This is a genomic window from Pseudomonas sp. RtIB026, assembly GCF_016861355.2.
Taxonomy (GTDB): Bacteria; Pseudomonadota; Gammaproteobacteria; order Pseudomonadales; family Pseudomonadaceae; genus Aquipseudomonas; species Aquipseudomonas peradeniyensis.
This window is the reverse complement of record NZ_AP023348.2, coordinates 5,009,552-5,023,020: the sequence shown is the minus strand read 5'-3', so window position 1 is coordinate 5,023,020 and position 13,469 is coordinate 5,009,552. Positions and strand designations below refer to the sequence as shown.

Sequence of the window (13,469 nt, the reverse complement as noted above, 5' to 3'; positions counted from 1 at the left end):
GGCTAAGTTTCTATGTCGTTGCACTCATGTCATTAGCTTGGTTAGTTCTCCTGTTTCAGAGGAGTTCACTCTCGTTCCAAATAAGTTGTTGTATGAGTTGGCGGGGCGAGCTGATAAAGGAAGAATCCCTTTTGATGAGTTTTTTTGATCGTATAGATGTAGTTGGTAAAGAGGCTATTACTTGTCCTGCGTGCGGTCGAGTTTGGATAAGAAGGGATGAAGGGGCAGAATATTGGCCCTATCTTGAAGAAAAGGAATAGTATGCCATCCGGGGCAGATGTATTTTTACTGCTCTAATTTCGGTTCCTGGTGGCGAAAAGCGAAAAAGGGGACAGACTTATTTTTCCTGCTCTAGTTTCGATTCTGTAGTAGAGAAGGGGGCGAACAGTCATGCAGGGAAGGTCGAATCTAGAGTGTAGAAAATAAACCTGTCCCCTTTGCGCTACTTTAGTGATAAAGGTGTTCTCTGATAAAACCGGTAACTTGATAAGTGCCTTCCCGGTTAAGGTGATGAACTAATGAGGTCTCTCCCTGTGCATGTGTGGCGTGAGCTTCAGTTGGCTGTGATGCTGCTTAGTGAAGAGTCATCGTTAAGAGATGTTCTTGGGGTTATTCTTTTGTGGGTCAGAGGTAATTATAAGTATTTTACTGTTGAGCCGTTTTTGAGTTATGGGGTCGATGAGTTTTCGAATGTAAATGAAAGTTTGATGCCTGTTGATTATTCGTCATTTTTACCTAGTGATATAACACGCTTCAAAAAGGTCATTCTGGGACATCAGGCTAAGGACGTTGAGTCTATAGCGCGGTTTCTACGCGATACAATCGAGGCCTTGATAACTGTTGAAGTTGATAAACAATGCCCTAGGTGTGAGTCTACTGGGCTGCGCGTCTTTATAGGTAGGCATAACGGGTTACTGGCTTACCAATGTGACGTTTGTGGTCATTCCCATTACATAGACGGATCCAAGGTGGAAGCTGGTGGGTTAGAATTTGTAAGTGAGGGAGTGTTGCGAAATATTGGCATGATTTAATGGTGTAAAAAGGAAAAAGGGGACGGATTTATTTTTCCTGATTTATTTTTCTTGCTCTAGTTTCGATCCTGTAGTGGAGAAGGGGTCGAACAGTCATGCAGGTAAAATGGGACAGCTTTATTTTCCCTGCTCTAATTTCGGTCCTAGCAGTCATGCAGGGGCGGTAAAAATTAGAGTGGGGAAAATAAATCTGCCCCCTTTACTGGTGCTTTTTTACTGATGGATACTAGGCTTATATGGAAATAGTCTTCTTCTGGAGTGGCGAAGGTAGCGACCGCGAGCCAGGCTGTCGGTCTGATGTGCTCGGTCGTGATGGAATAGATTTCTTAGCGTGCTTGCTGACTGATCATGGCGGACAAAAATATGAAAGCACGATAGCTTGGCTGGATGAAGGGCTATCTAGAGTCGGCTTGGTAAGGTCTGGAACTATTGGTAGTTGCGATTGGAGTCGTGATAGTTGGGGGGTGGAGCTCAAGGGTAAAGTTGCAAAGATATATTCGCTATGTGATGAAGGCTGTTGTTTTGTTTTGAGTATTAATGATTTTGAGAAGGCGCTCTTAGACTGGAAGAAATTTATTATGACTGTCTGAAAGTGAAAGGTCGCAGGTGCCTCGCTGGACAAAGACCGGAAAGTGGTAGGTCTATTTTTTCTACTCTAATTTCGATCCCTTTAGATGAAGGTGTCTAGCGGTCATGCAGGGGGGATAGAAGTTAGAGTAGGGGGGTGAATTTGTCCCCTTTTATCGTACCATTTTATACTTGGCTCAGTTCGTGCGGCAGATACGACCAGCCGTTCTAGCTGGAGAGTCGGTAAACTATTGGGCTATTCTTATCTACTCAGGCAGCAACCTAATGCTGACTGGCGTGACGTTGACCGCTCGAGACTCCATCGGTTTACAATGTGGATATATCCAGCCCTAGCATCAATGGAATCAAGTAATGCTTGCCGACCTAATGAAGCTGTTGCCTCCACCGGCTTCTCCTGCCTACTCGAACCCTGACTGGGCAAGAGTGGAAAATGACCATGGCATCCGATTGCCTGCTGACTACAAGGCTTACATCGAGCGTTTTGGGGCGGGGTGCATAGACGATTTTTTATGGGTAATCGATCCATTCTCCAGCAGTAGTGATCTGAATATCTATAAAGGTGATTACTTTCGTGAATCTTATGCGGTGATGAAAGCTGAGTTCCCTGGTGACTATCCTAGGCCAGCCTACCCAGCTCAGGGGGCGTTTTGGCCTTGGGGATTCACTGAAAATGGCGAGACGCTGGTGTGGATTGTTAACGATGAACCAGACTCTTGGTCCGTTGCGCTTCATAGTGTGGACCAGGGGGAGGAAGATCTAATCGCCTGTGGTTGTGTTGAGTTTTTATGTAAGCTGCTCAGAAGTGAGATCCACTCACGTATCTTACCGGAGGATTTCCCCAGTGGAGGAGGATCTCCTTATCGTTTCGTGCCTTTCAAGTAGTCGCTATATGTTGTGGGGCTGAGTTTGTCCGCTTTTGTACGGCTTCCTGAATGTTTGATAGCAAAAGGTGGTTGGGAGAATTACATTGAATTAACAAGTGGCGGCGGAGAAAATAACGCTGGGCAATTGAAAGGGTTAGATGATGGATGTGAGTGCAACGCATGAAGGGCGCCAGATTTTAGATATTGTTGAGTGTTTGGGAAGGACCGAGTGGCGTAAAGGGTCTACCAGTACGTATGTTGTAAAAACACATGCGGGGTTGTCTCTCAGGAGTCAGATTGAATATCCTCCATCAGTTTGTTTTCGTTTCGTTAAAGAGGATGTTGCGGTTGTTGCTGAGTTGATTAGGTGCGTGGATGTCTATCAGGGGCATTTGAAGTGGGCAATGATCGGCGAGGGCAGGGAGGATGGGCGACATAGTTGGGTTATTGCTCCTCAACGTTTGTTTGATGTGGAGGAGCAGGCGAATCGGGACGATGAAACTGCGAAGCAGTTTCTGGCTAAAAATGATCCTGACTTCGGAAAGCAGGCATATGAAGATATGGCGGGGCTTACTGCACATATGAAAAGTTATTTTGGAATGGGCTAAGGTTTAATGTGGCGGATATATTTTTGCTTCTTTGATTTCTGCTGTTGTGTGGCCAGAGTGACGGCGAAGTCTGGTGCTTAAGTTGCCAGTGAAAGCGTCGAGTGCTGGAAGCGGAGTATCGAAGTGATCGCGTGAAGAATAGATCTGTCTTCCTTTGTACCTGTTTGTTGTGTGGGGTGCTCCGTTAGGTGAATAATGTGCTTGCTCGGTTTTAAGAATGCCGAAGTGATGCCAGATTTCTCGGTTGAGTTCCGTCGTTGGGTAGTATTATGGAAAAGATTGAGTTAATTCGTGCTTTGATTAAAGCGGGCAGGGGCGATGATCTTCTTGCTTTTGTCGAAGGAGAGTCTCCCTATCTGACTGATGCCTCACAGGGGGTGCCGGAATCACCTTGGCTGAGAAGAATCTGGGTGCTTGTTGTAACGCATCTCAGATTTGTCACGCGATATGGAGAGGTGACGAAGCCTCAGATCGCTGACGGCCAAGTGCTGTCACCCTATCCTGCAGAGTTCCAGCTGTGGTTGGCGGCAGGTGCACCGGGTATAGCACTCGAGGATTTGCAGGCCTATGTCAGAGAACATCCATTGGATTGACAAAGCTTTTCTCTTTGATTTTTCTTTGCAATGATATTTCCCAGGGGTATGGGGTCGCTGGGTGGTGCTCCCATCACCGATATGGGTGAGGTCAGAGAGCAGGCTAAGTGAAAAATCAGTTGAAATGGCTAGGCGGGCGACGAAGTGCAAAATGATTGACGGTATTACTAAACAACGGGTCCAGGTTCTCATGGATCCCCGTTATGGGCCTTATATCAGAGTTTTTTCATTTCAGGACAGTGGGGCGCTCCGGGATCTGTTTGATGATGAATTCAATGTGCTCTACTGGTTGGGCCCTTGCCCGGACCTTAGTGTTCATGGGGGGAGCGAGTACTATTTCGGTACCGTCGCCGACCCTGTAAAACTTCAGGCACTGCTCGACAGCATCGAGCTATAGGCGTTCGCCAAGGTTTCAAGAGAGAGGGTAAGTCACTTATGATCGATTCTGTAACCGGTGAGCGGGTTCAGGTTCATCTGGACCCTGAGCAGGGACCTTTCGTTTATATTGTGGGGGACGAGGACTGCAAACGGCTGGAGTATCTGTTGGATGCTGAGTATTTTGTTCCCTATCTGAAGGTGAAATCGCCAGATCTCTCTCTACCAGTAGCGTGGATTTATTCCTTCGGCAGCATTGCTGATCCACGAAAGCTTCAGGCGCTTCTGGATGGTATTTGAACGTATGCTTCGCGGAGTGGGCTTATGGACCCTAAGGCACCCAATGCAGGTGTAGATATTGACACCGTATCAGATTATATTTCATGCCTTTTTAGTGATAGTTTAAGTAGTGCAACCTGGCGGAGGCACGCTTCGATAGACCAGGCAGCGGAAAAAGCAGAATGCCAAAGTTTTTGTGTAGATGTGGGTATGTCATGAATTTGTCGCAGGGATGGTCAGATCATGAAATGACATTGATGCCTGAGTCAGTGATCGAGCGGGTTGCAGAGCGCCTGGAGGTGGGGCCAATGTCTTCGGAGCAATTCTATGAGGCGATTGAAGTGACTGCCATGACAGTTTACCGTTGCCCCCAATGCAAACGATTGTATTTGGAGGAAGGTAAGAATAGTTTCACGGCCTATGCCGTAGAACAGGTAGGGTCTTGAGGGTTGGTGGCGAGTTGTTCGGAAAGTAGAATTGGGTTGAACGTGGCCGGGTTAAGTCTGTTTTTGGAGGCATGGCGATGGGGCTGAATGAAAAATGGGTTCCAGGTTTTGGAGAGGTATTCACTTGGTTCGCCATGGATAAATTCGGTCGAATTGCAGTCATGGTGAATAATTGCTACGGGGCCATTCCCGAGGTACTGCTGAGGCTGGAAGGGGTAGAGCAGGTACTGGACTCGATAAGCGAGTTTGTTTGGCAGGAGTCCCAGGAATATTCTGATTACCCGCCAGCAAAGCAGGGTGGCTTTGCAGTGGATCTTTACTCAGCTTGGCGCTGGCAAGGCAAGTCGAAAGCCAGTGTGGCAAGCACACTGCAAAATGACCTGGAAGAACGGCTGAACTATAGCGAGGCGAACCTTGCCTTTAACAAGGGATTATTCGTGTATCACGCCGTGGAGGGTAGCCGTGCGGGTGAGGACTACCCCGAAGGGTATGCTGGGGATACTGCGATGGGTGATTACTTCAGGTTTTTAGTGCCAGGAGAGTACGCCACGCTTGAGGATTTTCCCGTTGGGCTGAGGCGAGGGCTGGTGGTGTCTGATAGCTTGGACTTTTCTTTGCTCCAGGTGCTGGAGAGTAGGCTTGTCAGCCAGCATTTTTGTTCGTTGTACCAGGCGTAGGCAGCGCAGGTTGTACGCTCAGGCTGTTTCCCAGGCGCTCGCAAAGGTCGCCGGACGCGATAATCATTGGATGGGCCGAGATGATCTCACTGTGCTTTGAAACGGGAGAGTGCAGGGTGTTTGACCAAGACAATTTGCCCGGCGCCAACCTCGATGGACTGTCATTGCACCGGGCGCAGTTCGACGGCCTGGATGCCAGGGCGACTACATTCATAGGTAGCGATCTCAGAAACGCTTCGTTCATCGAGGCGGATCTGACCGCTGCCGACATGCGAGGAGCGACGTTGGCCAATGCCCTGTTCAATGGCGCCCGGCTGTGCAATGCCGATCTTTCTCGGGCGCTGGCCGCCTCTGCCGACTTCAGCGGGGCCGACCTGCGCGCTGCAAACCTGGCAGAGGCGGATATCGGAGGGGCTGTATTCAAGGGCAGCAATCTATGCGGTGCCGATTTACGCGCGCGCAGGATCGAGAAGGCAGAATTCCAGTTGGCCATGTTCAACGACAGTACCCGGTGGCCAGCGGGATTCGATCCTGTCGCTCAAGGCGCAGTCCGGCAAAGCGATGATTCTGCTTTTGAAGTGCCTTCTGAAGAGATCCTATGATCGGCTGACACGGTGATTGGGGGGCGTATGGCGCTCAGTTCAACCCGAATAAATGGGCTTGATGCATCGATGCCCAGAGGCAAGCCTGCGTATCTCCCGTCGAGGGATGCCGGCAAGAAAACCTGTACGCCCCTGATTACTCAAGCCTTCGCCATGACACGGACCGGAGACGGGACAATTTAGACTGGCATCGCCAAGGCCGGTCACCCGATAATCGGGATCCATTCTCACTGCCGAGCCTTGCCATGTCGTTCAACCCGCTGAGGGGCCGCCCATGACTGCGGTCCGCAAGAACCCCGACGCCTTCGCCTTCCAGGTCATGCTGGGGCTGTGCCTGATCTGGGGCTGCCAGCAGGTGCTGATCAAATCCGCTGCCGTGGACATTGCACCGGTCATGCAGGCGGCGTTTCGCAATGGCATCGCCGCGCTGCTGGTGGGGCTGCTGGTCTGCTGGCGAGGTGGCTGGAGCCAGGTGGGCAGCACCTGGCGCGCCGGGTTGCTGGCCGGCGCGCTGTTCGGCCTGGAGTTCCTGTTCATCGCCGAGGGGCTGAAGCTGACCTCGGCGGCGCACATGTCGGTGTTCCTCTACACCGCGCCGATCTTCACCGCCCTGGGGCTGCATTTCATGATGCCCAGCGAACGGCTGCGGCTGTTGCAGTGGCTGGGCATCCTGCTGGCCTTCGGGGGGATTGCCCTGGCCTTTGCCGGTGGCGTTTCCCTCGAACACCTCGATGGGCGCATGTTGCTGGGCGATGCCATGGCGATCCTGGCGGGCCTGGCCTGGGGCGCGACCACGGTGGTGGTGCGCGGCTCGCGCCTGTCCGAGGCGCCGGCGACCCTGACCCTGTTCTACCAGCTGGCGGTGGGGTTTGTCGGGCTGGTGCTGATCGCCCTGGTGAGCGGGCAGATCGCCGATTTCTCGCTGACCCCGCTGGCGGTGGGCAGTGTGCTGTTCCAGGGGATCGTGGTGTCGTTCGTCAGTTACCTGACCTGGTTCTGGTTGCTGCGCAAATACCTGGCCTCGAACCTGGCGGTGTTTTCCTTCATCACGCCGTTGTTCGGGGTGACCTTCGGCGTGCTGCTGCTGGATGAGCCGTTGAGCTTGAACTTCGTGATCGGCGCGGTGATGGTGTTGCTCGGGGTGGTCATGGTCAGCGCCGAGGCGTGGGTGTGGCAGCAGTTGCGCAAGCTGGTGGGATGACAGGACAGAAGCAAATGCCGGCCCTTGAGTGGCATTAGCCGCCAAGGGGCCGGCAAGGTATTTCGTTTGTCGGTCAGCTCACGCCTTGCTGGACCAGGTGAGGTCTGGCAGCCATGTCTATTCCCAGCGCTTTCATCACAGTCAGGAACGACTTGAGCGTTGGATTGCCGTGTTCACTGAATGAGCGGTAAAGCTGTTCGCGAGACAGGCCTGTTTCCTTTGCCAGTTCACTCATGCCCCTGGCGCGAGCCACCACGCCCACAGCTTTTGCCACGTAGGCTGCATCCCCTGTCTCCAATGCATCGGTCATGAACTGCGCGATGGTTTCCGGGGAAGTCAGATAGGCGGCGGCGTCGAACTCATGGAACGTTTCAGTCATTTTGTATCCTCCACGACTGCAGGATCTGTCGGGCTGCCTTGATGTCCCGCTGCTGGCTGCCTTTGTCGCCGCCGCAAAGCAGGATGATCAAGGTATCGCCGCATTGGTGAAAGTACACCCGATAGCCTGGGCCGTAATGGACTCTCAGCTCACTCATACCATGGCCGACCGGTGAAACGTCACCCGCTAGCCCTTCCTTGAGCCGGTTGATACGAGCGACGATTCTGGCCCTTGCCGTGGTATCCCTAAGCCCGATCAGCCAACGCCTGAAACTGCTGGATTCGATGGTTTTCATCGGGTCAATGTAGTTTATAAAATACAATGGGAAAGGCCGCAAATGGTTTCTGCCTTTTGCAGCCAGGGTTTTCCCTGTCAGGCCATTCGGGTTCCCGGTGGGCAGCCCTGCAAGCTGCGGTTTCCCGTGATGACCAACATGCCCGCCACCACTAATCCTGTTGCTGCGAGCATCAATGCTGGCTGCAGGCTGGCGCTGTAGTGGTTGCTCAACGCCGCCAGCAACGGCCCGCTCAACTGCCCCAGGGCAAAGCACGCAGTCAGCAACCCGGCATTGCGCTGTGTGGCATGGGGCGCCAGCTCTCGCGAGCGCTGCATCACCAGTTGCATGCAGGCCAGGAACGGCCCGCCGCACAGCAGCACGCCCAATGCCAGACCGATGCCGCCACCGAGCAGGCAGGCCAGTACGCCGAGCCCTTGCAGCCACAGGGTGGTGGTCAGCCAGGCAGAGGTCCGCCCCGGGCGGCGCAGGCTGACGATGGCCACGCCAAGCGCCGATGCCAATCCGAACGCGGGCCAGAACAGGTCGGCCTGCCACTGTCCGAGGAACTGCTGGCTGGCCATCTGCGACAGGAAGGTGGCCGGCAGGATGTAGCCGATCCCGTAGAGCGCATAGACCAGGCCCAGGCGTCCGATGCCGGTGCCGCGGCCTTGTTCGTTGACGGCCGCAGGCGTGGCGGCGGGTTCCAGCGCTCGTGGCAGCCACGGCAGCACCGCCAGCAGCATGACCAGCGCGGCGACGCCATAGACCAGCCACAGGGCCGCCGAATCCAGCCCCAGCAGGTGCGCGCCCAGGGCCAGCACGCCCGTCACCGCGATGCCGACGCCGGGCCCGGCGAACACCAGCGCGCCGAGGCGCTGGCGGCCATGGGCGCTGGCCAGTTGCTGGCTGAGGCTGGCAATCATCACCAGCACCCAGGCGCTGGCCACGCCGGTGCCGAAACGCAGCAGCAGGTGGCTCCAGAAACCGTCGGCAGCCCACGAGGCCAGGGTCAGCAGCACGCACAGCCACAGGCCTCCATGCAGGCGCAGGCGCACCTGGGCGGGCTGACGGGCGAACATGGCGTCCACCGCGCCGAGGAAGTAGCCCAGGTAGTTGGCGGCGGCGACCAGGCCGCCGGCGGTGAGGTCGAACTGGCCCTCGGCGATCAGTCGGGGCAGTTGCGGCGTGAGGGCAAAGCGGCCGATGCCCATGGCCATCATCAGCGCCACGGCGCTGGCCAGCAGTTGCACGATGGGTGACATGGAAAGTCTCCTGCACGAAGGGATGCGATGGATGGCAGGTTAGGGTTCATTGACTTTCAATAAAATTGAATAATGATGATCAAGTTGTTCTGTTTTGGAGAATAAGATGGAGTTCAGCCAACTGCGCATCTTCCAGGCCGTGGCCGAGGAGGGCTCGGTGACCCGCGCCGCCGAGCGATTGCACCGGGTGCCGTCGAACCTGTCGACGCGCCTGCGCCAGCTTGAGGAGCAACTGGGGGTGGAGTTGTTCCTGCGCGAGCGCCAGCGCTTGCAGCTGTCGCCGGCCGGCAAGGTGCTGCTGGACTATGCACATAGGCTGTCCAACCTGCGTGACGAGGCGTTGGCCGCGGTGCAGGGCGGCCAGCCGGCGGGGGACTTCGTGCTGGGCACCATGTACAGCACGGCGGCTATCCACTTGCCGGCGTTGCTGGCGCGCTACCACCAGGCCTACCCGGCGGTGAACCTGCAGGTGCAGGCGGCGCCCAGTGCCGAGCTGCTGGAAGGGGTGCTCAGCCATCGGCTGGACGCGGCGCTGGTGGACGGCCCGCTCAATCTGGCAGGGCTGGATGGCGTGCCGTTGTGCGAGGAGACCCTGGTGCTGATCACCAGCCCCGAGCACCCGGCGGTGCACAGCGCCAGGGATGTCGCCGGCAAGGCGGTGTTCACCTTCCGCCAGGGCTGCTCGTACCGCATGCGCCTGGAAGCCTGGTACGCCCATGCCCACACGCCCATGGGGCGGGTCATGGAGATCGAGTCGTACCAGAGCATGCTGGCCTGCGTGATCGCCGGGGCCGGGGTGGCGTTGATGGCGCAGTCCATGCTCGACAGCCTGCCGGGCCGCGAGCAGGTGCGGGCGCATCGGCTGCAGGCACCGTTCGACCAGGCGATGACCTGGCTGATGTGGCGCCAGGGCAAACGCGGGGCGAATCTGCAGGCCTGGATCGACTTGCAACAAAGCGAAACGATTGACCGACTGTCGGAAGCTGCCGTCTGCGCTTGATCCGGGTCAGAATCGGCCCTATGTGTAGGAACAGAGGCATGCGCAATACAGGACATCGGGCTATGATCTGTATGACGCACCGCAGGATCGATTGACCAAGAGGCTGACCCGTCAAGGGGGCATTATGAACGAACGCATGTATAACTGGCTCCACGACCTCGCCGTCGCCTTGGGCTTGCTCCCGCCACCGTTGCAGCCGGTGCCGATCCCGACCGACGAAGAACAGCGCAAGCGCCAGCCGCGTCGGCGCTGACAACTGACAAAAAGGCCGCTGCATCCGAGTGATGCGGCGGCCTTTTGCGTTTTACCGGCTTGAACCTCTCATCCCTGTAGGAGCGGCCTTGTGCCGCGAAAGGGCCGCAAAGCGGCCCCGTCGGATTCAGCGCTTAGCCGAGACAGGGGCCGCTACGCAGCCCTTTCGCGGCACAAGGCCGCTCCTACAGGGGATGGTGTGGAAGTGGCCTCAGGCCAGGTTCACCGTCGCCACCGGCTTGCGCGAAGCCAGGCTGACTACCACGAAGCTCACCAGGCCGACGGCCAGGCTGTAGTAGATCGGCGTGTTGGCCTCCAGGCCGTCCTTGAACATGAACAACAGCGCGGTGCTAAAGCCCAGCGACATGCTGGCGATGGCCCCCGCGGTGGTCGCGCGCTTCCAGAAGATCGCGCCGATCAGCGGGATCAGCATGCCGCCCACCAACAGGTTGTAGGCCAGGGTCAGGGCGCTGATCACATCGTTCACCGCCAGGGCGATACCCAGCACCACCAGGCCGGTGAGCAGGGTGAACAGGCGGTTGATGCCCAGGCTCGACTGCTTGCCGCCGCGCAGCTTGGGCAGCAGGTCTTCGGTCAGGGTGGTCGAGGCGGCCAGCAGGCCCGCGCTGGCGGTGGACATCATCGCGGCCAGGGCGGCGGCCATCAGCAGGCCACGGATGCCCTCGGGCAGCTGGCCCTTGATCATCTCGGCGAAGGCGTTGTTCGGGTTGGCCAGGTCCGGCATCAGCACATGGGCGGCCATGCCGATCAGGGCGCAGGCCAGGCCGTACAGCACGCAGTAGACACCGGCGGTGGTGCCGGCGCGCTGGCAGACCTTCTCGTCACGGGCGGTGAACACCCGCTGCCAGATGTCCTGGCCGATCAGGATGCCGAAGAAGTAGATCAGGAAGTAGGTGATGATGGTGTCCCAGCCGATGGTGGTCCAGCTGAAGCTGGCCGCCGGCAGCTTGGCCACCAGGGCGTCCCAGCCGCCGGCCTTGTACAGGCACACCGGCAGCAGGATGAACATCAGGCCCACGGTCTTGATGACGAACTGGACGATGTCGGTCAGGGTCAGCGACCACATGCCGCCGATGGTCGAGTACACCACCACCACGCCGCCGCCGAACAGCAGGGCCATCCAGAACGGCACGTCGAGCAGCACCTGCAGCACGGTGCCCATGGCCAGGGTTGAGGTCACCGCGATCATCAGCGCGTAGGCGAGCATGATCGCCGCGCTGGCCTGGCGGGCCATCGGGTTGTAGCGGCGTTCCAGCACCTGGGTGACAGTGAAGATCTTCAGGCGCAGCAGCGGCTTGGCCAGGAACAGGTTGAGGGCGATGATCCCCAGGCCCAGGGCGGCGCACAGCCAGAAGCCGGAAATGCCATGGACGTAACCCAGGCGCACGGTGCCGACGGTGGAGGCGCCGCCGAGCACGGTGGTGGCCATGGTGCCCATGTACAGGGTCGGGCCGAGGTTGCGCCCGGCCACCAGGTAGTCTTCGTGGGTCTTCGCGCGCCGCATGCCGTACCAGCCGAGGGCGAGCATGCCGGCGGCATAGATCAGTACAACGATGATGTCCAAGGCCATTGGGGGTCTCCCGATTATCTTTATTATGGCGAGATCGGCCGTCTGGACGCTGCAAGGCGCCCGGCGGTCCTGTCATGTGTTGGCGGGCCTCTATGGCCCTCCCGAATGGCTCCTGCCGGGGTCAAGCAATCGCTTGCAGCGCAACGCCCTGTGTGTAGGAGCGGCCTTGTGCCGCGAAAGGGCTGCAAGGCAGCCCCGGCGTTCTCTGCGAAAACGCTGAAAACCGGGGGCGCTGTGCGCGCCTTTCGCGGCGCAAGGCCGCTCCTACAAACAGGCGGTGCTTGACGGCTAGCGACGTACCACGCCCGGCAGCACGCAGAGCATTTCGAACAGCAGGTTGGCGCCCAGCAGCGAGGTGTTGCCGGTGGTGTCGTACGGTGGGGAGACTTCGACCAGGTCGCAGCCGATCAAGTCCAGGCCGTGGCAGCCGCGGATGATCTCCATCGCCTGGATGGTGGTCAAACCGCCGATTTCCGGGGTGCCGGTGCCGGGCGCCCAGGCCGGATCGATGCCGTCGATGTCGAACGACAGGTACACCGGGCCGCCACCGACTTTCTCGCGCACTTCGGCCATCAGCGGCTCCAGCGACTTGTGCCAGCACTCTTCGGCCTGGACCACACGGAAGCCCTGGCGACGGCTCCAGTTGAAGTCGTCGGCGGTGTAGCCCTGGGCGCGCAGGCCGATCTGCACCACGCGATCGCAATCGAGCAGGCCCTCTTCCACGGCGCGGCGGAAGGTGGTGCCGTGGGCGATTTTCTCGCCGAACATGTGGTCGTTGACGTCGGCGTGGGCGTCGATGTGCACCAGGCCGATCTTGCCGTGCTTCTTGTGCAGGGCGCGCAGGATCGGCAGGGTGATGGTGTGGTCGCCACCGAGGGTCAGCGGGATGACATTGTGCTCGACGATCTCGTCGTAGGCTTCTTCGATGATGCGCACGGCGTCCAGCAGGTTGAAGGTGTTGATAGCCACGTCACCGATGTCGGCCACCGACAACGAGTCGAACGGGGCGGCGCCGGTGGCCATGTTGTACGGGCGGATCATCACCGACTCGGCGCGGATCTGCCGTGGGCCGAAGCGGGTACCGGAGCGCAGCGAGGTGCCGATGTCCAGGGGCACTCCGATGAACGCGGCGTCGAGCCCTTCGGCGCTTTGCAGGTGGGGGAGACGGAGCATGGTGGCGATGCCGCCGAAACGCGGCATTTCGTTGCCGCCCAGTGGTTGGTGGAGAATCTTGTCCACGGTGGGCCTCATCAGTCGGTCGATTGTTCTGTTTGTTCGAACCTGTGCCGCCGCGCGCCTCGTTGCTATGGTCATGTCGGCGGGCAGGGACATTTCGCCGCAGTCTGCGCAAAGTAGTGCCCGGGAAGAATCGCTACCGACAAAAACTTACTTCAGGAATTTCTGAACTATCGGTGTGCGGCCGGGTTAGACTCTGGCCATTTCCA

16 protein-coding genes are annotated in these 13,469 nt (G+C 57.6%); 11 read left to right on the top strand and 5 right to left on the bottom strand.

The features are described from left to right. Positions 1-518 precede the first annotated feature (518 nt). From PRtIB026_RS22440 to PRtIB026_RS22400, 9 genes are all read left to right on the top strand, one after another. The gene (locus PRtIB026_RS22440; RefSeq protein ID WP_203651471.1) at positions 519-1,031 is read left to right on the top strand and encodes a hypothetical protein; all 513 of its coding nucleotides are present in this window, start codon (positions 519-521) and stop codon (positions 1,029-1,031) included. A gap of 236 nt (positions 1,032-1,267) precedes the next feature. Beyond that, positions 1,268-1,621 (top strand): hypothetical protein, encoded by a 354-nt coding sequence (locus PRtIB026_RS22435; protein ID WP_244670969.1) that lies wholly within the window; start codon positions 1,268-1,270, stop codon positions 1,619-1,621. A gap of 349 nt (positions 1,622-1,970) precedes the next feature. Further along, positions 1,971-2,501 (top strand): SMI1/KNR4 family protein, encoded by a 531-nt coding sequence (locus PRtIB026_RS22430; protein WP_203651473.1) that lies wholly within the window; start codon positions 1,971-1,973, stop codon positions 2,499-2,501. 139 nt (positions 2,502-2,640) lie between these two features. Beyond that, on the top strand, positions 2,641-3,090 hold the full coding sequence (locus tag PRtIB026_RS22425) for a hypothetical protein (protein WP_203651477.1): 450 nt from the start codon (positions 2,641-2,643) through the stop codon (positions 3,088-3,090). A 269-nt stretch (positions 3,091-3,359) separates the two neighbouring features. Further along, positions 3,360-3,683: a hypothetical protein gene (locus tag PRtIB026_RS22420; protein ID WP_186600151.1), complete on the top strand. Its 324-nt coding sequence runs from the start codon at positions 3,360-3,362 to the stop codon at positions 3,681-3,683. A gap of 435 nt (positions 3,684-4,118) precedes the next feature. Further along, positions 4,119-4,358, top strand: a complete 240-nt coding sequence (locus tag PRtIB026_RS22415) for a hypothetical protein (protein WP_203651478.1) — start codon at positions 4,119-4,121, stop codon at positions 4,356-4,358. A 502-nt stretch (positions 4,359-4,860) separates the two neighbouring features. Continuing rightward, entirely contained in the window at positions 4,861-5,460 is a 600-nt protein-coding gene (locus PRtIB026_RS22410; RefSeq protein WP_203651479.1) for a hypothetical protein, read from the top strand. A 116-nt stretch (positions 5,461-5,576) separates the two neighbouring features. Continuing rightward, a complete protein-coding gene (locus PRtIB026_RS22405) occupies positions 5,577-6,062 on the top strand; it encodes a pentapeptide repeat-containing protein (RefSeq protein ID WP_244670970.1) in 486 nt (161 codons plus the stop codon). Positions 6,063-6,336: 274 nt separating this feature from the next. Beyond that, a complete protein-coding gene (locus PRtIB026_RS22400; protein WP_267812982.1) occupies positions 6,337-7,263 on the top strand; it encodes a DMT family transporter in 927 nt (308 codons plus the stop codon). A 73-nt stretch (positions 7,264-7,336) separates the two neighbouring features. Here the strand turns inward: PRtIB026_RS22400 and PRtIB026_RS22395 are convergent, their stop codons facing one another. The 3 genes from PRtIB026_RS22395 to PRtIB026_RS22385 form a co-directional block, all read right to left on the bottom strand. After that, positions 7,337-7,642 carry an addiction module antidote protein gene (locus tag PRtIB026_RS22395; RefSeq protein WP_203651483.1) on the bottom strand — a complete coding sequence of 102 codons (306 nt, stop codon included), beginning with the start codon at positions 7,640-7,642 and terminating at the stop codon, positions 7,337-7,339. Then, a complete protein-coding gene (locus tag PRtIB026_RS22390; RefSeq protein WP_203651484.1) occupies positions 7,635-7,937 on the bottom strand; it encodes a type II toxin-antitoxin system RelE/ParE family toxin in 303 nt (100 codons plus the stop codon). Before PRtIB026_RS22390 ends, PRtIB026_RS22395 begins: the two co-directional genes overlap by 8 nt. A gap of 77 nt (positions 7,938-8,014) precedes the next feature. Beyond that, a complete protein-coding gene (locus PRtIB026_RS22385) occupies positions 8,015-9,181 on the bottom strand; it encodes an MFS transporter (protein ID WP_203651485.1) in 1,167 nt (388 codons plus the stop codon). 106 nt (positions 9,182-9,287) lie between these two features. Between PRtIB026_RS22385 and ptrR the strand changes: the two genes are divergently transcribed. Both ptrR and PRtIB026_RS26505 read left to right on the top strand, forming a co-directional pair. Continuing rightward, on the top strand, positions 9,288-10,181 hold the full coding sequence (gene ptrR, locus PRtIB026_RS22380; RefSeq protein ID WP_203651486.1) for a putrescine utilization regulator PtrR: 894 nt from the start codon (positions 9,288-9,290) through the stop codon (positions 10,179-10,181). 124 nt (positions 10,182-10,305) lie between these two features. Next, positions 10,306-10,434: a PA1414 family protein gene (locus PRtIB026_RS26505; RefSeq protein ID WP_256206021.1), complete on the top strand. Its 129-nt coding sequence runs from the start codon at positions 10,306-10,308 to the stop codon at positions 10,432-10,434. Positions 10,435-10,644: 210 nt separating this feature from the next. Here the strand turns inward: PRtIB026_RS26505 and PRtIB026_RS22375 are convergent, their stop codons facing one another. Beyond that, complete coding sequence (locus PRtIB026_RS22375) at positions 10,645-12,024, bottom strand: sodium:solute symporter (RefSeq protein WP_203651487.1); 1,380 nt, start codon at positions 12,022-12,024, stop codon at positions 10,645-10,647. A 288-nt stretch (positions 12,025-12,312) separates the two neighbouring features. Next, complete coding sequence (gene speB, locus PRtIB026_RS22370) at positions 12,313-13,263, bottom strand: agmatinase (RefSeq protein WP_062574808.1); 951 nt, start codon at positions 13,261-13,263, stop codon at positions 12,313-12,315. Between the last annotated feature and the right edge of the window lie 206 nt (positions 13,264-13,469).

What these genes read in the sequence shown, in the direction of transcription:
- PRtIB026_RS22440 (WP_203651471.1), top strand. Translation starts at nt 519, where the DNA reads ATGAGGTCTCTCCCTGTGCATGTGTGGCGTGAGCTTCAGTTGGCTGTG.
- PRtIB026_RS22435 (WP_244670969.1), top strand. Translation starts at nt 1,268, where the DNA reads ATGGAAATAGTCTTCTTCTGGAGTGGCGAAGGTAGCGACCGCGAGCCA.
- PRtIB026_RS22430 (WP_203651473.1), top strand. Translation starts at nt 1,971, where the DNA reads ATGCTTGCCGACCTAATGAAGCTGTTGCCTCCACCGGCTTCTCCTGCC.
- PRtIB026_RS22425 (WP_203651477.1), top strand. Translation starts at nt 2,641, where the DNA reads ATGATGGATGTGAGTGCAACGCATGAAGGGCGCCAGATTTTAGATATT.
- PRtIB026_RS22420 (WP_186600151.1), top strand. Translation starts at nt 3,360, where the DNA reads ATGGAAAAGATTGAGTTAATTCGTGCTTTGATTAAAGCGGGCAGGGGC.
- PRtIB026_RS22415 (WP_203651478.1), top strand. Translation starts at nt 4,119, where the DNA reads ATGATCGATTCTGTAACCGGTGAGCGGGTTCAGGTTCATCTGGACCCT.
- PRtIB026_RS22410 (WP_203651479.1), top strand. Translation starts at nt 4,861, where the DNA reads ATGGGGCTGAATGAAAAATGGGTTCCAGGTTTTGGAGAGGTATTCACT.
- PRtIB026_RS22400 (WP_267812982.1), top strand. Translation starts at nt 6,337, where the DNA reads ATGACTGCGGTCCGCAAGAACCCCGACGCCTTCGCCTTCCAGGTCATG.
- PRtIB026_RS22395 (WP_203651483.1), bottom strand. Translation starts at nt 7,642, where the DNA reads ATGACTGAAACGTTCCATGAGTTCGACGCCGCCGCCTATCTGACTTCC.
- PRtIB026_RS22390 (WP_203651484.1), bottom strand. Translation starts at nt 7,937, where the DNA reads ATGAAAACCATCGAATCCAGCAGTTTCAGGCGTTGGCTGATCGGGCTT.
- PRtIB026_RS22385 (WP_203651485.1), bottom strand. Translation starts at nt 9,181, where the DNA reads ATGTCACCCATCGTGCAACTGCTGGCCAGCGCCGTGGCGCTGATGATG.
- ptrR (WP_203651486.1), top strand. Translation starts at nt 9,288, where the DNA reads ATGGAGTTCAGCCAACTGCGCATCTTCCAGGCCGTGGCCGAGGAGGGC.
- PRtIB026_RS26505 (WP_256206021.1), top strand. Translation starts at nt 10,306, where the DNA reads ATGAACGAACGCATGTATAACTGGCTCCACGACCTCGCCGTCGCCTTG.
- PRtIB026_RS22375 (WP_203651487.1), bottom strand. Translation starts at nt 12,024, where the DNA reads ATGGCCTTGGACATCATCGTTGTACTGATCTATGCCGCCGGCATGCTC.